Source organism: Brachybacterium sp. SW0106-09, from assembly GCF_001293905.1.
Taxonomy (GTDB): Bacteria; Actinomycetota; Actinomycetes; order Actinomycetales; family Dermabacteraceae; genus Brachybacterium; species Brachybacterium conglomeratum.
This window is the reverse complement of record NZ_BCAK01000015.1, coordinates 1-25,664: the sequence shown is the minus strand read 5'-3', so window position 1 is coordinate 25,664 and position 25,664 is coordinate 1. Positions and strand designations below refer to the sequence as shown.

General features: G+C 66.7%; 21 protein-coding genes and 3 pseudogenes. 15 read left to right on the top strand and 9 right to left on the bottom strand.

Features of this window, described 5'->3' with window-relative positions; genetic code table 11:
• Window positions 1-1,674, top strand: coding sequence for a cytochrome bc complex cytochrome b subunit (locus Y09_RS07875; protein WP_053917226.1), 1,674 nt, complete (start codon window positions 1-3; stop codon window positions 1,672-1,674).
• Window positions 1,675-1,847: 173 nt separating this feature from the next.
• Here the strand turns inward: Y09_RS07875 and Y09_RS07870 are convergent, their stop codons facing one another.
• Together Y09_RS07870 and Y09_RS07865 are read right to left on the bottom strand one after the other, a co-directional pair.
• Complete coding sequence (locus tag Y09_RS07870; RefSeq protein ID WP_192808033.1) at window positions 1,848-2,021, bottom strand: hypothetical protein; 174 nt, start codon at window positions 2,019-2,021, stop codon at window positions 1,848-1,850.
• Between the two features lie 104 nt (window positions 2,022-2,125).
• Window positions 2,126-3,394 (bottom strand): IS256 family transposase, encoded by a 1,269-nt coding sequence (locus Y09_RS07865; RefSeq protein ID WP_053917225.1) that lies wholly within the window; start codon window positions 3,392-3,394, stop codon window positions 2,126-2,128.
• A 109-nt stretch (window positions 3,395-3,503) separates the two neighbouring features.
• On the opposite strand from Y09_RS07865, the pseudogene Y09_RS07860 reads away from it, so the two are divergent.
• Window positions 3,504-3,701 (top strand): annotated as a pseudogene (locus tag Y09_RS07860) (IS3 family transposase); the annotation flags it as partial.
• A 224-nt stretch (window positions 3,702-3,925) separates the two neighbouring features.
• Here Y09_RS07860 and Y09_RS07855 read toward each other — a convergent pair.
• The gene (locus Y09_RS07855) at window positions 3,926-5,302 is read right to left on the bottom strand and encodes a PepSY domain-containing protein (protein ID WP_053917223.1); all 1,377 of its coding nucleotides are present in this window, start codon (window positions 5,300-5,302) and stop codon (window positions 3,926-3,928) included.
• Window positions 5,303-5,347: 45 nt separating this feature from the next.
• A complete protein-coding gene (locus tag Y09_RS07850; protein WP_053917222.1) occupies window positions 5,348-5,839 on the bottom strand; it encodes a DUF5134 domain-containing protein in 492 nt (163 codons plus the stop codon).
• A gap of 244 nt (window positions 5,840-6,083) precedes the next feature.
• On the opposite strand from Y09_RS07850, the gene Y09_RS16830 reads away from it, so the two are divergent.
• The 5 genes from Y09_RS16830 to Y09_RS07825 all read left to right on the top strand — a co-directional run bounded on the left by Y09_RS16830 (window position 6,084) and on the right by Y09_RS07825 (window position 12,183).
• A complete protein-coding gene (locus Y09_RS16830; RefSeq protein ID WP_029361023.1) occupies window positions 6,084-6,467 on the top strand; it encodes a BlaI/MecI/CopY family transcriptional regulator in 384 nt (127 codons plus the stop codon).
• On the top strand, window positions 6,467-7,315 hold the full coding sequence (locus Y09_RS07840; protein ID WP_053917221.1) for a hypothetical protein: 849 nt from the start codon (window positions 6,467-6,469) through the stop codon (window positions 7,313-7,315). The genes Y09_RS16830 and Y09_RS07840 overlap by 1 nt, the downstream gene beginning before the upstream one ends.
• A gap of 138 nt (window positions 7,316-7,453) precedes the next feature.
• On the top strand, window positions 7,454-9,328 hold the full coding sequence (locus Y09_RS07835; RefSeq protein WP_234695668.1) for a cytochrome c oxidase assembly protein: 1,875 nt from the start codon (window positions 7,454-7,456) through the stop codon (window positions 9,326-9,328).
• Complete coding sequence (locus tag Y09_RS07830; RefSeq protein ID WP_082358694.1) at window positions 9,325-11,598, top strand: cation-translocating P-type ATPase; 2,274 nt, start codon at window positions 9,325-9,327, stop codon at window positions 11,596-11,598. Before Y09_RS07835 ends, Y09_RS07830 begins: the two co-directional genes overlap by 4 nt.
• A gap of 207 nt (window positions 11,599-11,805) precedes the next feature.
• A complete protein-coding gene (locus Y09_RS07825) occupies window positions 11,806-12,183 on the top strand; it encodes a helix-turn-helix transcriptional regulator (protein WP_053917220.1) in 378 nt (125 codons plus the stop codon).
• Window positions 12,184-12,255: 72 nt separating this feature from the next.
• Here the strand turns inward: Y09_RS07825 and Y09_RS07820 are convergent.
• A pseudogene (locus tag Y09_RS07820) lies at window positions 12,256-13,505 on the bottom strand (IS256 family transposase).
• 400 nt (window positions 13,506-13,905) lie between these two features.
• Here Y09_RS07820 and Y09_RS07815 point away from each other — a divergent pair.
• The 6 genes from Y09_RS07815 to Y09_RS07790 all read left to right on the top strand — a co-directional run bounded on the left by Y09_RS07815 (window position 13,906) and on the right by Y09_RS07790 (window position 19,668).
• Window positions 13,906-15,738, top strand: a complete 1,833-nt coding sequence (locus Y09_RS07815; protein ID WP_053917219.1) for a cation-translocating P-type ATPase — start codon at window positions 13,906-13,908, stop codon at window positions 15,736-15,738.
• Window positions 15,717-16,367, top strand: a complete 651-nt coding sequence (locus tag Y09_RS07810; RefSeq protein ID WP_010552338.1) for a thioredoxin domain-containing protein — start codon at window positions 15,717-15,719, stop codon at window positions 16,365-16,367. Before Y09_RS07815 ends, Y09_RS07810 begins: the two co-directional genes overlap by 22 nt.
• Before the next feature lie 49 nt (window positions 16,368-16,416).
• Window positions 16,417-17,019 carry a vitamin K epoxide reductase family protein gene (locus Y09_RS07805; protein ID WP_234695667.1) on the top strand — a complete coding sequence of 201 codons (603 nt, stop codon included), beginning with the start codon at window positions 16,417-16,419 and terminating at the stop codon, window positions 17,017-17,019.
• Window positions 17,020-17,068: 49 nt separating this feature from the next.
• Complete coding sequence (locus Y09_RS07800) at window positions 17,069-17,668, top strand: TlpA disulfide reductase family protein (RefSeq protein WP_053917218.1); 600 nt, start codon at window positions 17,069-17,071, stop codon at window positions 17,666-17,668.
• Window positions 17,665-18,504: a cytochrome c biogenesis CcdA family protein gene (locus Y09_RS07795; RefSeq protein WP_029361016.1), complete on the top strand. Its 840-nt coding sequence runs from the start codon at window positions 17,665-17,667 to the stop codon at window positions 18,502-18,504. Before Y09_RS07800 ends, Y09_RS07795 begins: the two co-directional genes overlap by 4 nt.
• A 336-nt stretch (window positions 18,505-18,840) precedes the next feature.
• Window positions 18,841-19,668: a C40 family peptidase gene (locus Y09_RS07790; protein ID WP_010552334.1), complete on the top strand. Its 828-nt coding sequence runs from the start codon at window positions 18,841-18,843 to the stop codon at window positions 19,666-19,668.
• A gap of 286 nt (window positions 19,669-19,954) precedes the next feature.
• Here Y09_RS07790 and Y09_RS07785 read toward each other — a convergent pair.
• A pseudogene (locus Y09_RS07785) lies at window positions 19,955-20,506 on the bottom strand (transposase); the annotation flags it as partial.
• 233 nt (window positions 20,507-20,739) lie between these two features.
• Here Y09_RS07785 and Y09_RS07780 point away from each other — a divergent pair.
• Window positions 20,740-21,963 (top strand): IS110 family transposase, encoded by a 1,224-nt coding sequence (locus Y09_RS07780; RefSeq protein WP_053917217.1) that lies wholly within the window; start codon window positions 20,740-20,742, stop codon window positions 21,961-21,963.
• A 366-nt stretch (window positions 21,964-22,329) separates the two neighbouring features.
• On the opposite strand, the gene Y09_RS07775 is transcribed toward Y09_RS07780, so the two are convergent.
• Window positions 22,330-22,830, bottom strand: coding sequence for a metalloregulator ArsR/SmtB family transcription factor (locus Y09_RS07775; RefSeq protein ID WP_306609787.1), 501 nt, complete (start codon window positions 22,828-22,830; stop codon window positions 22,330-22,332).
• Between the two features lie 39 nt (window positions 22,831-22,869).
• Here Y09_RS07775 and Y09_RS07770 point away from each other — a divergent pair, with 39 nt between their 5' ends.
• Window positions 22,870-23,814 carry a cation diffusion facilitator family transporter gene (locus Y09_RS07770; protein WP_010552432.1) on the top strand — a complete coding sequence of 315 codons (945 nt, stop codon included), beginning with the start codon at window positions 22,870-22,872 and terminating at the stop codon, window positions 23,812-23,814.
• Between the two features lie 28 nt (window positions 23,815-23,842).
• Here the strand turns inward: Y09_RS07770 and Y09_RS17505 are convergent, their stop codons facing one another.
• On the bottom strand, window positions 23,843-24,097 hold the full coding sequence (locus Y09_RS17505; protein ID WP_159419646.1) for an integrase core domain-containing protein: 255 nt from the start codon (window positions 24,095-24,097) through the stop codon (window positions 23,843-23,845).
• Between the two features lie 127 nt (window positions 24,098-24,224).
• On the bottom strand, window positions 24,225-25,622 hold the full coding sequence (locus Y09_RS07760) for an IS30 family transposase (protein WP_053917215.1): 1,398 nt from the start codon (window positions 25,620-25,622) through the stop codon (window positions 24,225-24,227).
• Window positions 25,623-25,664: the final 42 nt, after the last annotated feature.

Here is a 25,664-nt window from a genome sequence, read left to right as displayed (position 1 = left end):
ATGACGACCACGACTCCCAGCACCCGGAAGCAGTCTTCCGACGGCGACTCCCGCATCCTCAAGCTCGGTGCGGTGGGCGGCGACTTCCTCGACCAGCGCCTCTCCGGCGCCGGCTTCGTGAAGTTCTTCGCGCGCAAGGTCTTCCCGGACCACTGGTCCTTCATGTTCGGCGAGATGGCGCTGTACAGCTTCGTCATCCTCCTGATCTCCGGCGTCTTCCTGACGATGTTCTTCGACCCCTCCATGGAAGAGGTCATCTACAACGGCCCGTACGAGGCGCTCCAGGGCGCCACGGTCTCCCGCGCCTTCGAGTCGACGATGGAGATCGCGTTCGAGGTCAAGGGCGGTCTGCTGTTCCGGCAGATGCACCACTGGGCAGCGCTCGTGTTCATGGTCGCGATCTTCGTGCACATGTTCCGCGTGTTCTTCACCGGCGCGTTCCGCAAGCCCCGCGAGCTCAACTGGCTCATCGGCTTCTCCCTCATGGTGCTCGGCATGGTCGCCGGCTTCTCCGGCTACTCCCTCCCGGACGACGTCCTCTCCGGCAACGGCCTGCGCGTTGTCGACGGCCTGATGAAGGCGATCCCGATCGTCGGCACCTACCTGTCGATGCTGCTCTTCGGCGGAGAGTTCCCGGGCACCGACATCATCCCGCGACTGTTCACGATCCACATCCTGCTCGTGCCCGCGGCGATCCTGGGCCTCATCGCGATCCACCTCGTGCTCGTGGTCGTGCACAAGCACACCCACTACGCGGGCCCGGGCCGCACCAACCGCAACGTCGTGGGACACCCGGTGCTGCCGGTGTTCGGCGCGAAGGCAGGCGGCTTCTTCTTCCTCGTCTTCGGCATCATCACGCTGATCTCGGCGACCACCCAGATCAACGCGGTGTGGGTCTACGGCCCCTACGATCCCTCCCCCGTCTCAGCCGGCACGCAGCCCGACTGGTACATGCTCTGGACCGACGGCGGCCTGCGCCTCATCCCGGGCTGGGAGTTCACGATCTTCGGCTACGTGATCTCGCTGAACATGCTGATCCCGATGGCGGTCTACGGCGCGATGCTGGCGTTCCTCGCCCTGTTCCCCTTCATCGAGGCCTGGGTCACCGGTGACGATCGCGAGCACCACCTCGCGGACAAGCCGTACAACGCGCCGGTGCGCACCGGCATCGGCGTCGCCTGGATCGTCTCGTACCTGATCCTCGCGCTGGCGGCGACCAACGACCTGATCGCGATCGCCCTGCAGCTCTCGATCAACGACCTCACCTGGCTGTTCCGTGTGTCGTTCTTCGTGGCCCCGGTGCTCGCCTTCTACATCACGAAGCGCCTGTGCCTCTCGATCCAGCGTCAGAAGCGCGATCTCGTGCTGCACGGCCGGGAGACCTCCCGCATCGTCCGCACCGGCTCCGGTGACATGATCGAGATCCACGAGCCGCTGGACGAGTACGAGCGCTGGGAGCTCGTCGCCCACGACGACTACCGTCCGCTCAAGGCGGGCAAGGGAGTCTCCTCCCTGCGTGCCAAGGCCACCAGCTTCTTCTTCAAGGACCGCATCGAGCCGGTCACCCCGGCGTCGCTCCGCGAGGCGCTCGAGCATGCCGGCCACGAGAAGCACGTCATCGACGAGGCCACGGGCGGCGACTACCGCACCCCGGCCGAGAAGGTCGTGCACTGACCGTTCACTGACCACCGCAGCGGAGTACGCGAGAAGGGCCCCGAAGATCGATCTTCGGGGCTCTTCCCTGTGTGCTGCGGGAGGAGTCGCTCGGCGGAGCGCGTACGCACGTCGGCGGGCACGGGCTCGGACCGTCCTAATCTGCCGAGCCCCCGTCGGCGGTGGGTGCACCGTCAGTGCATCAGGCGACTGCGCCGCATTCCCCCATCGCCCCGCTCCCCGCGACCTGCGACGGCGTCGACGAGATAGCGGGCGGTGATCAGACCGAGGCGCCGCTCGGCACGGCGGAGGGCGCGCAGCGAGCGCAACGGGCTCCGGGCGGCGTCCAGTCTGTCCTTGGTGAGCACGTCACGAGCCCAGGCGACGGCATGCTCCTCCCCCTCGGCGCTGTGGAAGAGCTGCGCTAGCTGCGCTCATCCCGGTCAAGTCCCGTTGTGTGGTGGCTTTTGGGTCAGGCGGTCATGAGGAGCCGGCTGGTGGTCTCGGGGGTGTCGTTGGTGAGCATGTCGGCGAGTCGGCGTAGGGAGATGTCGCTGATGTAGCGGCGTTCGCCGTATTGCCATTCCTCGTGCTGGTCCTGGAGGACTGCGCCGACGAGTCTGGTCGCAGAGTCCCGGTTCGGGAAGATCTGGACGACGTCTGCTCGGCGCTTGATCTCCCTGTTCACCCGCTCGATGGGGTTGTTCGACCAGATCTTTCGCCAGTGCTCGATGGGGAACGCCGCGAATGCGGTCAGGTCTGCCTCGGCGTCCTTGAGCATGGCCGCGATCTTCGGGAAGGAGGCCTCGAGCGAGGCCGTGACCTGCTGATAGGTCTCGCGGACCGTTTCCGGGCTGGTCTGGGCGAAGATCGTGGAGACCAGGGCGTTGACGGGCTTGGAGCGCGCCGAGCCGAGCGCCTGGGTGATGTTGCGTGCGAAGTGGACCCGGCAGCGCTGCCATGACGCTCCCGGAAGCACTGCCTTGATCGCATGCTTCAGCCCCGCGTGCGCGTCACTGGTCACCAGCAGCACGCCTTCCGGTGCGGCGGGGGTGGAGACCCTCAACCCGCGTTCGCGCAGGCTGCGGAGGAACTCGGTCCAGAAGCCGGTGGTCTCCGCGTCACCGATCGCCATCCCGAGCACTTCTCGGTGACCGGTCGCGGCCACGCCCGTGGCGACGACGACGGCTTGGGAGACGACCCGGCCGCCCTGGCGGATGTCGAGATAGGTCGCGTCCAGGAACAAGTAGGGGAACCAAGTGTGGTCCAGGCGGCGGTGGAGGAACTCCGCGACGACCTCGTCGATCTCGCCGCAGATCCTCGAGACCTGGGACTTGCTGATCCCGGACTCGTTGCCCAGCGCCCGCACGAGGTCCTCGACCTTCCTGGTGGAGACGCCGTCGATCCAGGCCGTGCAGATCACCGCCCAGAGCGCTTTGTCGACCCGGCGACGAGGATGCAGCAGCGCGGGATAAAACGAGCCGGCCCTTAGCTTCGGGATCGCCAGATCCAGCTCTCCCGCCGGGGTAGCCAGGCGCTTTGCCCTGGTGCCATTGCGACGGGTCGAGCGGGACGGGGAACGTTCGTAACGCTCCGCACCGATCTTGACGGACGCTTCGGCATCGATGAGGTCCTGGAGTCCGGCCTGGAGAAGCCGGCGGAACAGCTCCTCATGAGCGAGGTCGGGGTCCTGGAGCAGTTCACTGACGAGGGTCGAGAGTGCAGACTGGTGGTGGGTCATCGCGGGTCCCTATTTCTTGGTCGATTTGGGAGGTCCCGCGATGACCCTTCATCGCCTACCAGCAGCTCCACGCCACCCCGGGATTGCCACCACGCTAAGGGACACACCCATGGAATCCTTCTTCGCACTGCTCCAGAAGAACGTCTTGGATCGAAAGCGCTGGAGGACCAGAGAGGAACTGCGGATCGCGATCATCACCTGGATCGAGCGGACCTACCACCGTCGTCGCCGACAGGCCCGCCTCAGCCGATTGACCCCTATCGAGTACGAGACCATCATGAACCCGACCGTCAGACTGGCGGCCTAACCCCAGCTGACACCTGATCGCGCATCAGTCCCGGTACTCCTGGAGGTGCTCCCTGACGAGCCGAACGCACCTCGCGCGCAGCTGGGGATCGATCTTCCACGGGTGCCTGTCCATCCTTCCGGACTCAAACAGCAGCGGCACCAGACCTGGGCCGATTCACTGTGAGATCCCCTCAGACTGCGGATGGGGCTTGCGGACTACGTCCTAACGCGCCGGGAGCGAGCTCATGCGGACTCATTCTTTCTCGCGCTGTCCATTCCCGGGACGATCCTTCGGGTGAGGTCGAGCGCGATGAAGGCGAGGAGCGTGACTCCGAGGAGGGGGAGGGCGAGGCCGACGACCGCAGCGATCGCGATGAGGATGCCGTAGGCCGCCGCGGTGTCGACGCGACGACCGAGAGGGCGAGGGAGGCCTGTGCGTGGCGGCTTGGGGCGGCGTCGCCACCACATGCGGTACCCGATCACGATGAGCGCGATTACCGCACCGGCGATGGCGATGAGCAGGAGCTGGTTGGGCCAGCCGAAAAGGATGCCCATGTGGAAGGAAATCCCAGCTTCGGCGAGCTTCCCGGCAACGGGCCAGTCGGCGAAGCGCACGCTCCCGACGACAGCTTCGGAGGTGGGGTCGATCGCCATGGAGTCCTGCTTCAGGGGCCATGATCGCTGCACCTGGGAGACGAGCCACGCTCCTCCGTCGGTGCTGGGGGTGATCGCTACCGGGTCGGTCAGGCCCTCTTGGCGGGCCGCCTCGAGCACGCTCTGCGCGGTGGCAGGCACTTCGGTTTCTGCGATCGGGGTGGTGGTTGCCGCCTCGGAGGAGAGGTAGGGCGTTGACCAGCTCAGGCTCTGGCGCAGTGCGCTGACGTTGCCGCCCGCGAATTGGGACCAGGTCAGTCCGGTGGCGGAGAGGAAGAACGTTCCGATAGCGGCCCAGACGCCGATGGTGGCGTGGAGGCTTATGGAGCGTTGGCGCTGCGGTCCCTTACGCTGGGGCAGGAGGTAGGCGCGTGCAGAGCGAGTGCGGACTTTACGTGTGACCCAGAGGGTGAGTCCGCTGAGGGCGAGGACCCACAGCCAGCTGGCCGCGACTTCGCTGTACCAGCGGCCGGCGTCCCCGAGGTGGAGATTGCGGTGGAGATCGTCGAACCAGGTCCGCAGCGGCAGCCACTCCCCGAAGGTGTTCAGCACGCCGGTCACCTCCCCGGTATAGGGGTCGACGAACGCGGTGAGCTGGCGATCCTCGCGAGCCGAGGGGGAATCGAACGTGACGCGCGTGGTGGACTCGGCATCCTTGGGCGGACGGATCTGCGTGATCGTGCCGTCTGTGACCTCGCTCCGCGCCGCCTCGACCTGCTGCGCCAGCGGCACCATCTCCGCGCCGGCCGGGGCACTGGCGTGGAGTTCCTTGTCGTAGACGACCTGTTCGATCTGCGGGGTCAGCGCGTACAGGATCCCGGTCGCCGCGGCGACCAGGAGGAACGGCGCAATGAACAGCCCCACGTAGAAGTGCAGGCGGAGCGTGAGCTCTCGCAGCTCATCGCGCAGTCGGCGCGGGCGAGAGGTGTTGCCACCGGTGGGGCGGGGCGAGGCTCGGGTGGCCATCGGGTCGAGCCTTTCGCTGTGACGGAGAGGTGGCGTGGGCCGGGTTCACATGAGGGCGAGCATGAGCGCCATTCCTGCGGCCATCAGGAGGTGGCAGGCCGAGTGGGCGCGGTGCCCCGGATCGCGGAGCAAGCGCACGAGCCACCACGCGGTGATCACGGCGCTGAGCACGACGGCCCCCCAGTTGACTGCCTCCGCCCAGGCAGGGGCCGGCGCCATCTCCATCGCCATCTCGTCCCCGGTCCCGCCGCCGTGGTGTCCGGCGTGCGCATCGGCGGAGCCGCCCATGGCGTGGCCCATCAGCAGGGGCATCGCCAGCAGCATCCAGATCGTCACGGAGTTGAGCACCACGTGGTTAACCACCCCCACGCGCTCACTCACCCCGTGGACAGTGGGGAGGCCGAGCAGCATCACGACGGTGAAGAGCGCGAAGAGGGCGACCTGGATCCAGGTCCCGGCCGTGCCGACCGGCCGCCACACCATCAGCAGCATCGCCAGGCTCATCACGAGATGGTTGACGTGCACCGCCGTCGCCACCGGCCCATGATGGGAGGAATGCACTGACCCAGTGATCACTGCGGCGGAAGCGCCGCGGCTCTGTGCGAGGTGAACTGCGCAGAACACGGCCGTTGCGAGGAAGATGGCGGTCAGCACGAATGACCAGGGAGACTCGATCACAGCACTGGACTCTACAGGAAGTAGAATTAGAGATGTACGGCGACACCCGTGCGCGGTACGGTACTCGGACTGAGGCGTTACACGGGGAGGGAGTGGTGACGAGATGGCGGGAGTGAGGTCTCGATCCTCCGGCGCACTGGAGGCACTGGTGATGCGAGCTTTATGGACTTCCACCGGCTCCCTTAGCGCGAGAGCGATCCAGGCATCTTTTGAGGATCCCGCGCCAGCGCAGACCACGGTTCTGACAGTGCTCTCCCGGCTCGAGGCGAAGGGGATGGTTTCTCGCCGAGCCCGGTCACCTCGGCGCGTGACCTTCGAAGCGGTCGTGAGCAGTGCGCAGGCGCATGCCGCGGACATGGTTGAGGTCCTCGATGACGCTCACGATCGTGAGGATGCGCTGATGGCGTTCACCGACAACCTCTCTGAGTCCGACCTTGATCTGGTGATGGATGCGATCACGTCACGGCGGTCTCGCCGAGGTCGCTGATGGTCTGGACCGTGGTCGGGCCGTTGCTGGCTGGCCTGATTGCATGCCCGCTCTCCGCGTACCTCGTATCCCGTGGGAGGTGGCAGATCCGCCATCCCCGGCGGGCGCTGATGGTGTGGGCCTCGGTTGGTGTTGTTGGGCTGGTCATCGCGATCGCGTCAATTCTCCTGGCGGCCGCGCTCTCCCTGTCGGCGAGCTCCGCGAGCGCTGCGGCCGAGGGGCTTGCTCTCACGTTCATCGCCTGGGCCGGTCTCGGGGGGCTAGGGATCGTGGGATCGCTCGCCCACCTGGGCAGGGTCGATCCCGGCAAGGATGATGACGAGCGGCCGAGCGTCGCGGAAATGCTCTCGCGCCGCCGAACGGACTCCTGGCAGGTCGGCGCTGTTGCCGTGGTCGAGATCGAGGATTCTCGCTATGTCGCGGTGGCCGTCCCGGGCGCGACGCCGTCGATCTTCGTCTCGCGCGCCGTTCGGCACGCGCTTCCGCCCTCCTACCTGTCCGCGGTTCTCGCCCACGAAGCAGCACATCTCGATCAGCTTCACGCGCTGGTGAGGGGGGTCGGAGCGTGGCACGTAGCGTGCCTGCCCAAGAGGTCCCGGCTGCGACGAGAGCTTGCTTCACGGATCATGCTGCTCACCGAGCTGGCGGCCGACGATGTCGCTGCCGAGAAGGTCGGCCCCGCCCATCTGCACGACGCCCTCGTCGCACTCCATCACCTCGCCCCCTCCCGCGAGCTGGAAGTTCGTGCCGCTCGCGTTCGAGCGCTCCACAGGACTTACCCTCTGCCGCAGGGGAGGGTACTGGTGGCTTCCCTTCCGGGGCAGAGACTGCAGCGAAAGCAGCGTTGAGATGCGTGCGGGAGACGTCAGCAACAGCATGAGCGGCCATCTCGTGCTGCGTACTCGACATCTTGTAGATTCGGTGAGGTGAAGCAGAGAGTAGTACTCCTGGCGGTGGGCTCGCTCCTCCTAGCGGCGCTACCCGCGGTGGCAGCGAACCTGCTCAGCGGCCCGGCCGTCTATGAGGACATACACCGGGAGTTCCCCGGGCTCGGGACAGCCGTGGTAGCTGCAGGTCTGCGTGGCGCCGCCGATCTCGCAGCACTGGTCTCCCTGGGCGCCGTCGTCGCGGTGCTGTTTCTGCATCCGCGCTCTATCCGCTCGGCAAGCAGTGTGCGGTTCGGCCCCGACCTGACCCTCCTTACCTGGGCTTCGGGCGCGTGGGTCGTACTGGCGGCGGCGAACGTGATCGTCTCGGCGCCCGAGTCCAACGGCCTCGGGATGGGCCGTCTCTTGGAGCCGGGATCGTTTGGGCCGCTCTACATGTTCGGCTACATGCCCCGGGCATGGACCGTCACACTGGTCGGGGCCCTGGTCCTGTGGCTGTGCTCCTACTGGGGTACACGCTGGACAACGCTGCTGCCGGGTCTGTGGGCGGGAATCGTCGGCGCATTGGCGCCGGTGGTGGTGGGGCAGATCCTCGTCGGCCCGGACCACGACATCGGTGGAGATGCTGGTGCACTTCAGGTCATCGCGGGTGGGGTGTTGCTGGGCCCGATCCTCGTCACTGCGGCATTGCAGGTCATCCGTCATGACGAGGGTGGACGGCTGCCCCTGTTAGTGGGACGCGTTTCCCGCATGGGCTTGGTGGGGGCGGCTGTCGTGCTTGTGACGGAGCTGGTGGTGACGTGGTTCAAGCTCGCCGGCACCACCCCTTGGGGCTCAGTGACCGGTGTCCTCGCTCTAGTGCGTTTGGCGCTGCTGGTCGCGCTCATAGTGGCGCTCGTGGTCATGCAGCGCCGGAGCGTGCACAGGATGGCGGTCCCGGCCCTGCTGATCATCATGTGGGTGGCGATCGGTGCGGCGATGACTCGCATTCCGCCGCCGCAGTACTTCGTGCCCACGAGCATCCCGCAGGTGTTCATGGGGTTCGAAGTCCCGGATGCGCCAACCCTTGGGACGCTGATGAGCACGTGGCGGCTCAACCTGCTGTTCGCCGTCCTCGCGGTCGCCGGTATCGCGTTCTATCTCGCGATGGTGATCGCCCTGCGCCGGCGCGGCACGAGCTGGCCGATCAGCCGCGTGCTGTTGTGGTGCGGCGGCTGGCTGGTCGTCCTCGCGGCCACGAGCTCCGGGTTCGGGAAGTACTCCGCCCCGGACTTCGGCGTGCACATGGTGGTGCATATGAGCCTGTCCATGCTCGCTCCGATCCTCCTGGTCCAGGGCGGGGTGATCACTCTGGTCCTGCGTACCGCGCGCGTGGATCGACGGCGGGCGGGCGTGCACTCCTGGGTGACGCAGATCCTGCACTGGCGACTGCTGCGCGTCCTGTACCACCCGGCGTTCGTGTTCATTATCTTCATCGGCTCCTACTACGGCCTGTACTTCACCCCCCTGTTCGAGACGATGATGAGTGTTCACTGGGCACACCAGCTGATGAACCTCCACTTCCTGGCCACGGGGTACGCGTACTACAGCCTGATCATCGGCGTGGACCGTCCCCCGCGGCCCCTGCCGCACATCGGGAAGCTCGGCTACACCTTCGCTGCGATGCCCTTCCACGCCTTCTTCGGCGTCGCGATCATCTCGGCCCCTTCGTTGTTCGCAGAGAACTACTACCGATCTCTGGCTCTGCCCTGGGCGGACCTCGAGCGCTCCCAGCAGACAGCAGGCGCGGTGGCCTGGGCAGGCGGGGAGATCCCTCTGATCATCGCAATCGTCGCACTGTGCATCCAATGGGCGCGTCAGGACGACAAGGAGGCCCGCCGACGGGATCGGCACCTCGACCGCGGCCTGGACACCGAGTTCGACGCCTACAACGACATGCTCAAGAAACTCTCGGACAGGGAGCGCACACGATGAACCACACCCCCACCGCCCTGGCCGCCCCGCCAGCCCTCTCCCTGGAGGAGCGGTACACCTTCGACATCTCCGGGATGACCTGCGCGGCGTGCGCGAACCGCATCGAGCGGAAGCTCAACAAGCTCGACGGCGTCAGCGCCACCGTCAACTACGCCACCGAGCGCGCCGTCGTCACGGGCATCGCCTCCCCGGCTCAGGCGGTCGAGGTCATCCGCGGCGCCGGCTACGACGCGGCCGAGCACGACGACCAGGACGACGAGTGGTCGCGCCGCGCCAACGAGAATCGCATCGTGACCCTGCGGCGCAGGCTCATCACCGCAGCTTTGCTCACCGTTCCGCTGATGGACCTCACCATCGCCCTCGCACTCGTGGAGCAGTGGCGGTTCCCCGGCTGGGAGCTGCTGTGCGTCCTCCTCGCGGTCCCCGTGGTCACGTGGGCGGCCTGGCCCTTCCACCGGGCCGCCTGGCGGAACCTGCAGAACCGCTCCGTCAGCATGGACACCCTGGTCTCCCTCGGCATCGTCACCTCGTTCGGCTGGGCCCTCGTCGCGATGATCGCCGGGATCGAGCCCAGCGACGGCGTGTGGCTCGGCATCGGAGAGGTCCCCGACGGCGCCAACGCCCTGTACCTCGACGTCGCCGCGGGACTGACGACCTTCCAGCTCGCAGGCCGCTACTTCGAGACCCGCAGCCGGCGCCGCGCCGGCGACGTGCTCAGCGCGCTGTCCGCCCTCGGGGCACGAGAGGCCCGCCGCCGACGAGACGGGGTCGAGACGATGGTGCCGGTCGAGGAGCTCCGCACCGGCGACATCGTGCTCGTACGCCCCGGCGAGACGATCGCCGCCGACGGCCGGGTCATCGAGGGCACCGCCTCCCTCGACACGGGCGCCATGACCGGAGAATCCCTCCACCGCACGGTCGGTCCGGGCGACGAGGTCATCGGCGGCTCCGTCTCCACGGACGGGATCCTCGCCCTCGAGGCGACTCGAGTGGGTGCCCACACACAGCTCGCGCAGATGGCCGCGATCGCAGAGCAAGCGCAGATCCGCAAGGCCCAGGTCCAGCACCTCGTCGACGCGGTGGTGCGCGTGTTCGTCCCCGTCGTCCTCATCCTCACCGTGCTCGTCGCACTCGCCTGGCTCCTCGCCGGCGCTGACGTGTCCACTGCGGTGACCAACGGGATCAGCGTGCTGATCATCGCCTGTCCCTGCGCCCTCGGCCTCGCCACCCCTACCGCGCTCATGGTCGGCGTCGGGCGCGGCGCGCTGCTTGGGGTCCTGGTCAAGGGACAGGACGCGCTGGAAGCCAGCGGCAAGGTCACCACCGTCGTCCTGGACAAGACCGGAACCCTCACGCTCGGCGCCCCGCGCGTCGTCAGCATCCATGCAGACGGGGTCACCGCAGAGCAGCTCATGCGCCTGGCTGCCGGCGTCGAAGCGGCTTCCGAACATGCCGTCGCCGAAGCACTCCGCACCCGCGCCGCGACCATGGTCGCCGACATCCCGACAGCTACCGATCACATCGTTTCCCCCGGCCACGGGATTAGCGCCACGATCGACGGGGAGAGCATCGCTGTCGGCAGCCGGGCCTTCCTGCGCGAGCTCGGCGCCCACGTCGGCGAAGCGCTGGCGCAGACCGTCGCAGATGCCGAAAGGGCAGGGCACTCCACCGCGCTGGTCGCACGGGGCACGGAGGCGATCGGGGTGATCACGCTCTCCGACGTGATGAAGGAGGACGCCGCGGAGGCCGTCGCCGCGCTGCACGAGCTCGGGCTGCGAACTGTACTGCTGACGGGAGACACTCCGGCAGCCGCCGAGCGGGTCGCCGACTCTCTCGGGATCCCGGAAGTCCGTGCCGGCGTCCTCCCCACGGAGAAGGTCGCCGTGATCGAGCAGCTCCAGGGCGAGGGGCACCGGGTCGCCATGGTCGGCGACGGCATCAACGACGCTCCCGCCCTCGCGGCCGCCGACCTCGGGCTCGGGATCGTCACCGGCACCGACGTCGCCCTGAAGTCGGCCGACATCATCCTCGTCCGGGATGATCTCTACTCGATCGCCGACGCCATCACCCTCGCCCGCGCCACCCACCGCACCATCCGCACCAACCTGATCTGGGCCTTCGCCTACAACATCGCGGCCATCCCGATCGCCGCCGCCGGTCTGCTGAACCCCCTGATCGCTGCCGCTGCAATGTCCCTCTCCTCCGTCTTCGTGGTCCACAACAGCCTCCGACTCCAGAACGTCACCTCACTCCGGCCGACACGAAGGTAAGGAAGGGCACTAGACCACTCCACCAGATCCGATCATTCATGCGAGTAACCCGCCGCGGTGTACCGTGCTCATCCTGAGAATCGCCCGGCCAAGCTAGAGGGCTGCAGCAACACGGCCATCTACATGAGAACTGCGGCGGCGGGGAGAGAGGTCGCCAATACTGGTCATCGCTTGCTGACTGGTCACTGCACACTGTATGGTCACCGCATGCTGACTATAGCTACGCAGCTCGATGTGATGAATCGGCTTGGCCGCGCCATGGCCGACCCCACGAGATCGCGCATCCTGCTCTCTCTTCTCGATCGTCCGAGCTATCCAGCAGCCCTCGCCGATGAGCTGTCGCTGAGCCGCACGAACGTCTCCAATCACCTCTCCTGCCTGCGTGGATGCGGGATCGTGGTGGCGACACCTGAGGGTCGGCGCACCCGCTACGAGATCGCCGATGGGCACCTCTCCCGGGCGCTTTCCGCGCTGGTCGAGACCGTGCTCGCCGTCGACGACGGCGCCCCTTGCACCGACTCGGACTGTGACGTCCCTCTGTGCTGCAACTCCCCTATCCCCGCCGCTGAGGAGATCGCCAGATGAGCGATGAGTGCTGCGGCCCCGCCCGTCCCGGTCAAGTCCCTGGAAGTGGTGTAGCGATCCTTCGCTGATTGGTCAGGCGGTGAGGGCGGGCAGGGAGCTTGTGGTGACCTCCTCGGTGCTGGTGTCGGGGACGAGGCTGAGGCGGCAGCGGGCGAGGACGTCGAGGCCGAGGTAACGGCGTCCCTCAAGCCACTCGTCGGTCTGTTCGGCTAGGACCGCGCCGACGAGGCGGACGATCGCTTCGCGGGTCGGGAAGATCCCCACGGAGTCGGTGCGGCGGCGGATCTCCTTGTTCAGCCGTTCGGTGGGGTTGTTCGACCAGATCTGGACCCACACGTCTTTCGGGAACGCCGTGAACGCGAGGAGATCGGCGCGGGCCGCGTCGAGGTGGTCGGCCACGGCCGGGAGCTTCTCGCTGACGTAGTCCAGCAGCCGCTCGAACTGGCCGTTCACCGCTGCTGCGTCGGGCTGGTCATAGACGCTGTGCAGCATCGCCTTGACCGCCGGCCACATGCTCTTCGGCGTCACGGCCATGAGGTTCGCGGCGTAGTGGGTGCGGCACCGCTGCCAGGCCGCGCCAGGCAGGTGCGCAGCGATCGCCTCGACTAGGCCGGCGTGCGCGTCGCTGGTGACCAGGCGGACTCCGGCGAGGCCGCGAGCGACGAGGTCAGCGAAGAAGCTGTTCCAGGCCGCTCCGGTCTCGCTGGTCGCGACCCTCATTCCCAGGACCTCGCGGTGCCCGTCTCCGTTGACGCCGGTGGCGAGCAGGAGACAGCGTTGGTCACGCGCCCGCCCTCACGCACTTTCATGGTCAGGGCGTCGGCGGAGACGAACGTGAACGGCCCGGCCTCGTCCAGGGGGCGGTGGCGGAACTGCTCGACGTGCTCGTCCAACGACTCCGCCATCCTGCTGACCTGCGACTTCGAGAGCGAGTTGATGCCGAGAGTCTTCACGAGCTTGTCCATGCGGCGGGTGGAGACGCCGGCGAGGTAGCAGTCTGCAACGACCGTGATCAGCGCGGACTCGGCGCGCTTGCGCCGCTCGAGCAGCCACTCGGGGAAGTAGGTGCCGGTGCGGAGCTTGGGGACTGCGACGTCGATCGTGCCAACTCGGGTGTCGAGGTCGCGGTGGCGGTAGCCGTTGCGCTGCGCGACCCGGCCGTTGCTGGGGCGGCCGTACTCCGCGCCGGCAACGGCATCAGCGTCCGCGGAGAGCAGGGTATTGATCACGTCCTGGAGCAGGCTGCGCATCAGATCCGGGGACGCCTCGGCCAGGGCTTCACCAAGCAGGCCGGAAGGGTCGACAATATGGGGTGCGGTCATCGTGATGACTCCGTTCGAGAGTGCTGTGGAAGGTTCACTCGAAGGATCACACGGTGGCCGCGCCCACGTCCGAGACGATCACGGGGCCACCGCGTTACACCACTATGCGGGACTCAACTCCCGTCCCGCTGCTACTACCCGGACTCCGCTTGCTTTCTCACCACCTCCGGCCCCCGATGGGGAACCCTGCTGCGGCCCCGCAACGGCGTCGCAACCAGCGGAGGACGGGGATGCGTGCTGTGGGAGCACTGCCCCGGCACCAATCGGCGAGCCGCTTGAGGTAGAGCGTTCGACGCCTTGGTGGCGCGACCGCTCCCTTCTGCTTCCCGTTACTGCCGGGGTCCTGTGGGTCGCCGGTCTGCTAATCGACTGGGCGAACTTCGAGCTGGCGGCCCTGGTCGTGCATGTCCTGGCCCTCCTTGCCGGGGCCTGGACGTTCGTGCCCGGCACGTTGCGGCGCCTTGTGCAGGGTCGCGGCCGGGGCCGGCTTGGTGTGGGTCTGCTGATGGCGATCGCTGCAAGCGGGGCTGTGCTGCTCGGTCACGTCGGTGAGGCGGCGGCTCTCGCGTTCCTGTTCTCCCTGGCCGAGGCGCTCGAGGACCGTTCGATGGACCGTGCGAAGCAGGGTCTCCGCGCGTTGCTCGCCCTGATGCCGGAGACCGCCCGGGTCCGGCGGCCCGACGGGCCTCGGACCGTTCCCGCCGCAGAGGTCAGCGCCGGGGATGTGCTCCTGCTGGGTGCCGGCGATCGCGTGGCCACTGACGGCGTTGTCGAGACCGGTCGCTCATGGGTGGACACCTCGGCGATCACTGGGGAATCCATCCCCGTCGAGGTGGGGCCCGGGGATGAAGTTCATGCCGGCTCCGTGAACGGCTCCGGCTCGATCTCGCTACGGGCCACGGCAGACGGACGCGACAACTCCCTCACCCAGATCGTGCGCCTGGTCGACCAGGCCCACGCCGCCAAGGGCGAGCGGGCACGCCTCGCCGACCGCATCGCTCGGCCCCTGGTTCCCACGGTGCTCGTGGTCGCCGTGCTCGTCGCCCTCGTCGGCGTCGTCACAGGTGATCCGATGACCTGGGTCGAACGCGCTCTGGTGGTGCTGGTGGCCGCTTCTCCCTGCGCTCTCGCGATCGCCGTCCCGGTGACCGTCATTTCCTCGATCGGCTCTGCCAGCAAGCTCGGTGTGGTCATCAAGTCCGGCGCCGCTTTCGAGCAGCTCGGCACGATCCGCACCGTGGCCCTGGACAAGACAGGCACCCTCACCCGCAACCAGCCGTGCGTAGTGGATGTCGCCGTCACCGAGGGGCACAGCGATCTTGATGTTCTCGCAATCGCCGCGGCACTTGAGTCCGTCAGCACCCACCCGCTGGCCACCGCAATCCTCACTGCCGCTTCCGGTTCGTCGGTGCAGGCCGACGACGTCCAGGAGATTCCCGGTCACGGCATCACCGGCACGATCCGGGGAGGCGTGGTGCGCGCGGGAAGTCCTCGCTGGATCACCCCAGGTGCTCTCGGGGACCAGACTCGAGACATGGCCTCCCAGGGCATGAGCGTGGTCATGGTCGAGGAGGACTCCCAGGTGATCGGCGCGATCGGGATCCGCGACGAGTTGCGCGCTGATGCGGCCGAGGCCGTTGCCGCCCTGCACGCCCAGGGGATCCGCACCGTGATGCTCACCGGCGACAATGAGCTGACGGCCCGGGCGATCGCCGCAGAAGCCGGGATCGACGAGGTCCACGCAGAGCAGCTGCCCACCGATAAGGCCTCCCATATCCGCCATCTGACCGCACAGAGCCCAACCGCGATGATCGGCGACGGCATCAACGATGCTCCCGCGCTCGCTTCAGCAAGCGTCGGCATCGCCATGGGAGTGACCGGGACGGCCGCTGCGGTGGAGTCGGCCGACGTCGCGTTCACCGGCACGGACCTGCGCCAGCTCCCCGCAGCCTTGGCCCATGCTCGTCGGGGACGTCGCATCATGACGGGGAACATCGGCCTCGCGCTGGCGATCATCGTGGTGCTGTTCCCGCTGGCCCTCTTCGGAGTGCTGGGACTCGCTGCCGTGGTGCTTGTGCACGAGGTGGCCGAGGTGGTCGTCATCGCGAACGGCATGCGCGCCGCGCGGGCCGAGGGAGTGCACTCGCAGGGGACACCCAGCCGCGCCGGGCAGGATAACCGCGAGACGCCCCCCACCCGAGAGGCCGCCGAATGCGCCGCAGCACAAAACTGACCATCGGACTGCTTGCCGTCGCGGCGCTGATGCTCGCGGGATTCCTCATCGTCCCCGACACCGGGCGCGACACGACAGCGGATGAAGACGCGTCGGATGCACCGACCTCTCAGCTCGTTCGAGAGGACAGCCCCCGACTCTCGGAGGGAAGCAGCGACGTCGTCTTCGTGGAGTACCTCGATTTCGAGTGCGAAGCATGCCTTTCCCTGTACCCCACCGTCGAGGAGCTCCGCGCCGAGTATGGAGACCGTGTCACCTTTGTGGTGCGGTACCTGCCACTGCATGGAAACTCTGTCGAGGCTGCCCAGGCCGCGGAGGCTGCGAAGGAGCAGGGCGAGTTCGAGGCGATGTACAAGGCCCTGTTCGACAATGCTACCGAGTGGGGACACCAGGAGACGTCCCAGCGTGAACTCTTCTTCTCCTACGCGGAGGAGATCGGGCTGGACATGGAGCGGTTCGAGCAGGTCTACGACGACCCCGCCACGACCCAGCGCATTGAACAGAGCGCCGCGGACGCCGAGGCTCTCGGCGTGACCGGCACCCCCACGTTCTTCGTCGACGGGAAGCCGCTGGAGCCCACCCGTGTCGAGGACCTCACGAACCCTCTCGATACCGCTCTCGAGGGCTGAGGCGGTGTCGACCGCGTCTGGCGCCGGAGAGGCGTCACGGGGGGACATCGTGACCGATGCAGAAACTCGGCCGCGCCTCGGTCTCGGCCTGTTGTTCACGATCACCGGGGGAATAGGCCTGGTGATGGCCGTCGTGCTGCTGGTCGAGAAGATCGCGCTGATCGAGGACCCCGCCTACGTCCCCTCCTGCAGCCTCAACCCGGTCCTGTCCTGCGGATCAGTGATGTCCACCCCTCAGGCCTCGGCCTTCGGCATTCCCAATCCGATCCTCGGCATCGCCGGATTCTCCGCCGTCTTGGCCCTAGGCACAGCTTTCCTGGCTGGTGCCCGCATGGCGCGCTGGATGAGCGTGGTCATTCAGGTCGGTGTCACGTTCGCGATGCTGTTCGTGCATTGGCTGATCGGCCAGAGCCTGTACGAGATCGGGGCGCTATGCCCCTACTGCATGGTCGTGTGGGCGGTGACGATCCCCCTGTTCTGGTTCACCACCCTCCACCACCTGCGCCGCTGGACCCGCGGGGCCGCACCCGTCACGCGTCGAACCGTTTCGCTACTGATCGAGTTCCGGCTCCCGGTGCTCGTGGCCTGGTACCTCGTGATCTTGTCTCTCATCGCAATGAGATTCTGGGACTACTGGTCCACGGTGCTCTGACCCCTCCCCACTCATCTGTCCGTCCCCCTCGACCGGAAGGAGTACGTCCATGCGCTCCCGCTCTCGGCGGCAGCTGCTCCATGCCACAGGGCTCGCTGCAGCCATCGGCCTGGCCACGGCCTGCAGCAGCGAGGACACCAGCGACCGCTACGACTCCGAGAACTCCGGATACGTCTCCGGCAACGGTGTCACCACAGAGATCGCTCCCGCCGACCGTACGGAGCCAGTGGAGTTCTCCGGGACCACCTACGACGGCGACGAGTTCGACTCGATCGAGCACCTCGGCAACGTGCTCGTGGTGAACGTATGGTATGCCTCCTGCCCACCGTGCCGGGCCGAGGCACCTGACCTCCAAGCCATCCATGAGGAGTACACCGACCAGGGCGTCGTATTCATCGGCATCAACCTCCGCGACGAGGCGGGGCCCGCCCAGGCCTTCGAGGAGAACTACGGCATCACCTACCCCTCAATCCCCGATCAGCAGTCCGAGATCCTGTACCAGCTTCGTGGACATGTCGCACCCAATGCCGTCCCCACGACCCTCGTCCTCGATCACGATGGACGGGTCGCTGGCCGGATCTCCGGAGCGATCGATCCCTCGATCCTGCGTGCGATGCTCGACGGCGTTCTCGAAGAGGCTGCCGAGTGAGCGGGGGCGGACTCGCTGAGACCTTCCAGTCGATCGCCCTGTCGGGCTCTCTCATGCTGGCAGTCGCGGTGGCGGCGATCGCGGGACTGATCGCGTTCCTCTCACCGTGCGTGCTGCCGATCGTGCCCGGCTACCTCGGCTACGTCTCCGGGCTCGCGGGCCAGAACACGGGGATATCTGCATCACCCCGCAAGGATCCAGGTACTGGCCGGAAAACCGCTCGAGGTGAGGCTTACCGAGCGGGAACTGGACGAATGCTGGGAGGCAGCGCTCTATTTGTTGCGGGATTCACAGTAGTTTTCATGGCTCTCGGCGGATTCGCCGGGGCGATGGGATACCTGCTTCAAGCTCACGCCGAATGGATCAACCGCATCGCCGGCCTCATCGTCATCTTCATGGGAATCATTTTCATGGGTGCCCTGCCTCGGTTTTCAGGGAACATCCGGGTCACGAAGAGACGGCCCGACGCAGGCCTCCTGGGCGCCCCGCTGCTCGGGTTCGTCTTCGGGCTCAGCTGGACCCCGTGCATCGGCCCCACGTACGCCGCGATCATCGCCCTCTCCCTCGACTCAGGAGCAGAGGGCTCCGGAGCGACACGCGGTGCCGTCCTAGCTCTCGCGTACTCCCTTGGCCTAGGCATCCCCTTCGTGATCAGCGCCCTCCTTCTCGACAAGGCGATGGGCGTGAGCAGGGCCCTTTCGCGACACCGACGACTCCTCGGGATTCTCTCCGGCGCGCTGTTGATCACCATCGGACTCCTTCTTCTCACCGGGACGTGGGCCACCTGGATGGATCACCTGCAAGGCTCCATCGCCACGTTCCAGCCAGCCGTGTGAACCCCGCGGAGCCTTTGGCGCCACCTGCCGAGAACGTTTCGCAGTACAGAGCCCGGGCGTCGGACGACCGACGTGACACACACACCACCGAGACGCCGGACTCAAGTAAAGAGAACGTATGGAGACTCGGGCCGATGCGTCCTCGGTTCAAGAACTGGTGAAGTCATCAGCCAAGGTCTCCCTCGAGTGTTCCCCAAGCCCGCGCCCGTCGGTATGTTGGTCTTACCGGTTACGAGGTACGAGAGTTTCTTCCCGATACTTGCACTGCTTTTGCGTTGCCGCGACCCAATGCCCGAATCTCCCCGAACACTTCGGGGATCATCACGGAGAACATTCATGGCCACGAGCAATTCCCACCGCGCGCCTGGCCGCGCAATCACCCCCCTCCGCCACAGCGGACGCGCCCTGCGTGGCACCGGAGGCGCGGCCGTCCTCGGCACCGTGCTGCTCGGCTCCGCCTTCGCTGGCGGCACCGCCCAGGCAGCCCCTGCTGTCCCCGCGTCCACCCCCGCCGTGGCCTCGCCGGCTGCTGCGCCCGCCGCCCCGACCCCGGCCAAGGCGCTCCATTCCTCGAAGAAGCTCCGCTGGGGCTCCCAGGGATCTTCGGTCGAGAAGCTCCAGTCCGCGCTGAACAAGGAGGGCGCCTCGCTTGCTGTGGACGGCAAGTTCGGGAAGCTCACCCACGGCGCGGTGAAGGACTACCAGCGAGACAACGGCCTCCAGGTCGACGGCGTCGTAGGCCCCGAAACCCGCGGCTCACTCAATGGCGGCGCGTCCGTCGGCGGCGCAGGCACCTCCGTCCCGACCCAGGGCGCATCCTCGTCCTCCAGCAGTGGTGAGGCGATCGTCGACGCCGCGCGCACCCAGATCGGCGCCTCCTACTCCTGGGGCTCGAGCAAGCCGGGCGTGAGCTTCGACTGCTCCGGCCTGACCCAGTACGCCTACAAGCAGGTCGGCATCGACCTCCCCCGCACCTCCGGCCAGCAGGTCGCCGCGGCGACCCAGATCTCCAAGTCCGAGGCCCAGCCAGGCGACATCGTCGTGTGGCCCGGCCACATGGGAATCTACGCAGGCGGCGACAAGGTCGTCGATGCGGGTCGATCCCCCGGCGCCGTCACCGAGCGCACGATCTGGGGCAACCCCACCTTCATCACCTTCCGCTGACCCCAACAGCGCTGAGCGACGTGCAGTCCCCTTCGACGACGGGCTGCACGTCGCTCGTGGTTCTGCGGGTGGTGAAGACGCGGAAGTCCAGCGCCTCCATCGCGGCTGTTCATGGCGCGGGCAACGCAACGGGAAGCATGCAGCGAAGACGCCTCCGGCGATCGCGGCGCGGCGTTCGATCCAGCGAAGGCGCAGCCAATGGGCTCTTGCCCTGATGAAGGTGGCGGTGCCGACCAGCGCACACCTGGTGTCCTCAGCGCGGACGAGCGCGTCCAACTCCGTGCAACTATGGACCCGCCGGGTCAAGTCCCTGGAAGTGGTGTAGCGATCCTTTGCTGAGAGGGCAGGCGGTCAGTGCGGGCAGGGGGTTAGTGGTGACCTCCTCGGTGCTGGTGTCAGGGACGAGAGTGAGGCGGCAGCGAGTGAGAACGTCGAGGCCGAGATAGCGGGGTCCTTCGGCCCACTCGTCGGCCTGTTCGGCCAGGACCGCGCCGACAAGACGGACGATCGCCTCGCGGGTGGGGAAGATGCCGACAGAGTCCGTGCGGCGGCGGATCTCCTTGTTCAGCCGTTCGGTGGGGTTGTTCGACCAGATCTGGCCCCACACGTCCTTGGGGAACACTGTGAACGCGAGGAGGTCCGCGCGGGCCGCGTCGAGGCGCTCTGCCACGGCCGAAAGCTTCTCGCTGACATAGTCCAGCAGTCGGTCGAACTGGGCGTTCACCATTGCGGCGTCGGGCTGGTCATAGACGCCGTGCAGCATCGCTTTCACCGCCGACCACATGCTCTTCGGCGCCACGGCCACGAGGTTCGCGGCGTAGTGCCTGCGGCACCGCTGCAAGCCCGTTACCTTGTGAGCACCCCGATGGACGGGGTCTGGTCGCTCGGCCGGGTATGGCTATGTTGCCCTGCCATCAATGGTCCGGGGGGTGTTGCCGCCCGGTCGAGAGACACGCGTTGACCGCTGATAGGGACACGGCCCAGCACTGCTGAGGTCTCTTTGTAACGTGGGTGCCGGCATCGGGTGTCAGGACTGCGACCAGCGATGATGCTCCAAGGAAGGACAGCATCATGAACACACGATTCGCGGTCGTCGTCGGCCTGGACGTCGGGAAGACCGCTCACCACGCGTGCGCGCTCGACCCGGAGGGGAACAAGCTGTTCGATAAGCCCCTCCCGCAGGACGAGACCAAGCTCCGCGAGCTGTTCACTCAGCTGCAGAACCACGGCGAAGTGTTGATGGTGGTCGATCAGCCCAACACCATCGGGACGCTACCGATCGCCGTCGCCCGAGACACTGGCTGCACCGTCGCCTACCTCGCCGGGTTGGCGATGAGGAAAGCCGCGGATCTGTATCCCGGCAGGTCAAAGACCGATGCACGCGACGCGTTCATCATCGCCGACACCGCTCGGACTATGCCTCACACGTTGCGGCAGGTCGATCGAGACAACGAGATCCTCTCCGCCCTGAAAGTCCTGGCCGGCTTCGATGAAGACCTCGCGCACGAGACCACGAGGGCGCTGAATCGGATCCGGTCGCTGCTCACGCAGATCCATCCCGCACTCGAGCGCGTCTTCGTCGGTGGCAGCTTTTCCACGACACTGGTGCTGGATCTGCTGGAGAAGTTCGGCGGCCCCACCGGGCTCAAGACTGCTGGCCGTGGCAAGGTTCTCCGGTTCGCCCGGTCCCATTCCCGCCGGAGTCCCGAAGCACTGGTCGATCAGATCTTCACGGCGCTCGGAGAGCAGACCGTCATCGTTCCTGCGACCGCAGCAGTGGAGCTCGTGATCCCCAGAGTCGCTGGTCAGGTCAAGGAACTCAAGGAACAGCGAGCGACCGTGGCCAGGGAGGTCGAGGGCATGTTGGAGGACTTCCCTCTCGCCTCGGTCTTGATGAGTATGCCGGGGATCGGCATCAAGACCGCCGCTCAGATCCTCTTGAACATTGGCGACGGTTCCGCGTTCGAGACCCCGGGCCACCTCGCGGCCTATGCCGGCATCGCGCCGGTCACGCGAAGATCCGGAACCTCGATCCGCGGGGAGTTTCCCGCTCGATCAGGCAACAAACGACTGAAGAACGCACTGTTCTACTCCGCCTGGGTCGCCTCGAACCACGACCCGATCTCCAAGGCTTACTACGATCGGAAACGAGCCCAGGGCAAGCGCCACAACGCCGCCGTGATCTGCCTGGCACGCCGCCGCTGCAACGTCATCTTCGCCATGCTCCGCGACGGCACCTACTACCAGCCACCCACCAACGCCCCGACACCCGAGCCAGCCGCCCTCGCGGCTTGACTCGGAACATAGGGACACCCCCCATCGAGTACGAGACCATCATGAACCCGACCGTCAGCCTGGCGACCTAACCCCAGCTGACATCAGTCCCGTCCCAACGGGTCTACTCTCACTGGCACGAGCATCGCTGCGGGCGCGGAGAGCGCCGAACGTGACGGCCGCCGCGACGAGAGCGGGGCTGCGCCCGACTATGCGCAGTCCCACGACGTCGCCTCGGCGCCGGGCGCCTCCGATCGCCTTTCGAAGAGCGCCACATGGTCGCCGCCTCCACTTCATGCCGTGGTTCTCCCACTTCGGCCCGGGGATGCCGAAAGGCCATGCCGACAGCAGGGGTCTCGTCGGCTTGGCAGATCGCGTGCGTACCGACTACGAGCGCGGCGAAACGATATCCGAGCCGTGTAGCGTGCACAGAATCACGCCGTCGCCGGTGAGTCCGAGAAGCCTCTCGGCCGCGGAGAGCAGATCGATCAGCGCCTCCGAGTGCGCGAGGGAATAGACCGAGGCGCGCCCCTCGGGGCGGACGGTGACCATACCGGTGTCGCGTAGACATATCAGATGCTTCGAGACCGTGCTCTGCGACAGACCCAAGTGCTGGGTGAGGTCAACCACGCGGTGCTCACCGAGCTGCAAATGATGGAGGATGATCAGCCGGTTCGGGTCGCTGAAGCTATGGAAAAGGCTCGCCGCCGGCATCATCGCATCCGCCGTGACGGCTCCGGGGTCGATGCCGTGCATCCGCACCTGGTCCTCCAGGGATGTCATCGCCATTCGGCAATAATAGTCACGACTGTTCACCAAGTCGAGCACGTTGCGCATGGTTGGGTTGTCTATGTAACATCGCTGTATGACGATGACATCGAGCAGCATGACAATCATTCTCGCCTTCACTCCGGGAGTGGGTGCCAGATGAGTACTGGACACAGTCACGGGCCCGCAGTCGAGGAGGTGGGAGGACACCCCGGCGACTTCCGTGCGCGACTGTGGATCGCCTTCGGCATCACCGCGACTATCGTCGTGGCCCAGGCTGCGGGTTCGATCCTCACCGGGAGCCTCGCACTGCTGACGGACACCGCGCATGCGATCACTGACGCCTCGGGCCTGCTCGTCGCGCTCATCGCCGCCACGTTGATGCTCAAGCCCACCACCTCACGGCGCACGTGGGGCTTCCGCCGGATCGAGGTCATCGCCGCACTGGGGCAGGCGACCCTGCTGCTCGTGGTCGGCACCTACGCCGCGATCGAAGGCATCCGCCGCTTGTTCGAGCCGCCGGAGGTGCCCGCCACCGAGCTGCTGATCTTCGGCATCGTCGGCCTGCTCGCGAACATCGTCGCCATCGCCGTCCTGTCCTCCAGTAGGGGCGCGAACTTCAACATGCGCGCGGCGTTCCTCGAAGTCCTCAACGACGCTTTGGGGTCTCTCGGTGTGATCGTCGCGGCGATCGTGATCGCCACCACAGGCTTTCAGCAGGCCGACGCCATCGCAGGATTGTTCATCGCCGCCCTCATCGTCCCGCGTGCCTTCACTCTCATGCGCGAGACCACGGCTGTGCTCATGGAGTTCACCCCGAAAGGGCTCGACCTTGACCAGGTCCGCCAGCACATCCTGGAGCTGGAGCACGTCACCGACGTCCACGACGTGCACGCCTCCACGGTCGCCACGGGGCTACCCACGATCACCGCGCACATCGTCGTGGAGGACGAATGCTTCACCGACGGCCATGCCGCCGACGTGCTCCACGACATCAAGGAATGCGTCGCCAGCCACTTCGACATCGCCGTGCACCACTCGACCTTCCAAGTCGAGACCGCTCACATCAGTGATCACGAGCAGGCCGCGGTGAGACATCCGTAGCTGAAGCGCCCTGGGTTTCGTTCCGTGGTTAGACGGTCGCGGGCGCGGTCGCCGCGGGGTGAGTGTAGGTCGCTTCGACCTCGGCCGGGGTGCGGTAGCCGAGAACTTCGTGGATCCGGCGTGTGCTCCACCAGTGGGCCCAGGCCATCGTCGCGATCTCCACGTCCGAGACTGAGCCCCAGACGCGCCTTGAGTAGATGAGCTCGGTCTTGTAGAGACCATCCACCGCGTCAGCCAGCGCATTATCGTAGCTACCTCTCGCGGTTCCGACTGACGCCTTCACGCCAGCAGTCGTGAGAGCGTCGGAGTAGGCGAGAGAAAAATATTGGGTGGATTCAACTGGTGGACGCAACACCTCAGGTCGAGGAGGGTGTTGATGGGACGACCAGCTGGATGGCTGAAGGGTGGATTCAATCGGTGGATGCAACACCCTCTTGCTCGAGTGACTGTAGCTGCTCGGCGAACACCTCAGCTGGAGACTTCCAGCCGAGGACCTTCCGGGGACGATTGTTGACTGCCAGCGCGACCGCTTCGAGGTCCTGCACAGTCCAGCGTGAGAGATCGGTACCCTTCGGGAAGTACTGACGTAGCAGCCCGTTCGTGTTCTCGTTCGTGGGCCTCTGCCACGGCGAGTGGGGATCGGCGAAGAACACCTTCGTGCCCGTCTCCACAGTGAACTGCGCATGCCCAGACAGCTCCTTGCCGCGGTCCCAGGTCAGCGTCTTGCGCAACTGCTGCGGCAGGGTCGTCATCGAGGCAGTCAAAGCAGCGTTCATCGCCACAGCGCCGTAGCCGGCCAGGGCGGGACCGTTCTTGACCCGCGGTGTCTGCCCGTAGCCGTCCAGCCGAGGCAGGTGCACCAGCAACGTGGCTCGGCTCTTGCGCTCAATGACGGTACCGATCGCGGACCGGTTCGTGCCGATGATCCGGTCACCTTCCCAGTGTCCTGGCACGGCGCGGTCAGCGGCTTCGGCGGGGCGTTCACTGAGGACCACATCCTCGGTCACGTGCCCTTGAGGCTTGTTCTTCGACCGGGCTCGGGGCGCCCGCAGAGATCGGCCGGTGCGCAGGCAGGCGACCAGTTCTCGCTTGAGCGCGCCCCGGCCCTCGATGAACAGGGACTGGTAGATCGCCTCGTGACTGATACGCATGGACTCATCCTCGGGGTAGTCGATCTCAAGCCGGTGTGAGATCTGCTCCGGACTCCACGCCGTGACCCACCGCCGGTCGGCCCGGCGTGGCTTCGACCTGCCCTTCCACGCCGGTACGTCCGGCCCGGCCACGATCGACCCATCTGGATGGCACACATCGCCGCTGAGCCGGTCCTGCACGTAGTTCCGTAGTTTCGGGTTCGCGACCAGCTTCGCGGTCTTCGGCCTCCGCGCCATCAGCTCCGCCTTCCACTGCGCGACCGAGGCCCGGTACTCCAGCTTCCCGCCGCGGGTAGCGGCGTTTCGACGCAGCTCGCGCGAGATCGTGGCCGGGTCGCGGTTGATCCTGCGCGCGATCTCGCGCACGCCCACCTGCTGAGCGTGCAGGACAGCGATCTCCTCCCGCTCAGGAAACGACAGATAACGTCCGCCAGGCTCGGTGAGTTCGATCGTCCTCATGCCGCCACCTTGTCGGAACCAGCGTGCCCCGACGGCTGCAGACACGCCCACCTTCCCGGCTGCGTCCTCCGAGGAGCGTCCCGTCGCTATCTCTTTCCAGAACCTGCGTTCGATGCTGCGGCGCGTCTTCGGGGCGCCTGGCGAGATCATCGCCGACCGGCCCGTGAGTTCCTTCAGCCATCCAGCTGGTCGTCCCATCAACGGGGCCTACCCCCGGTTCGTGGACACGGGGGTTGTTTA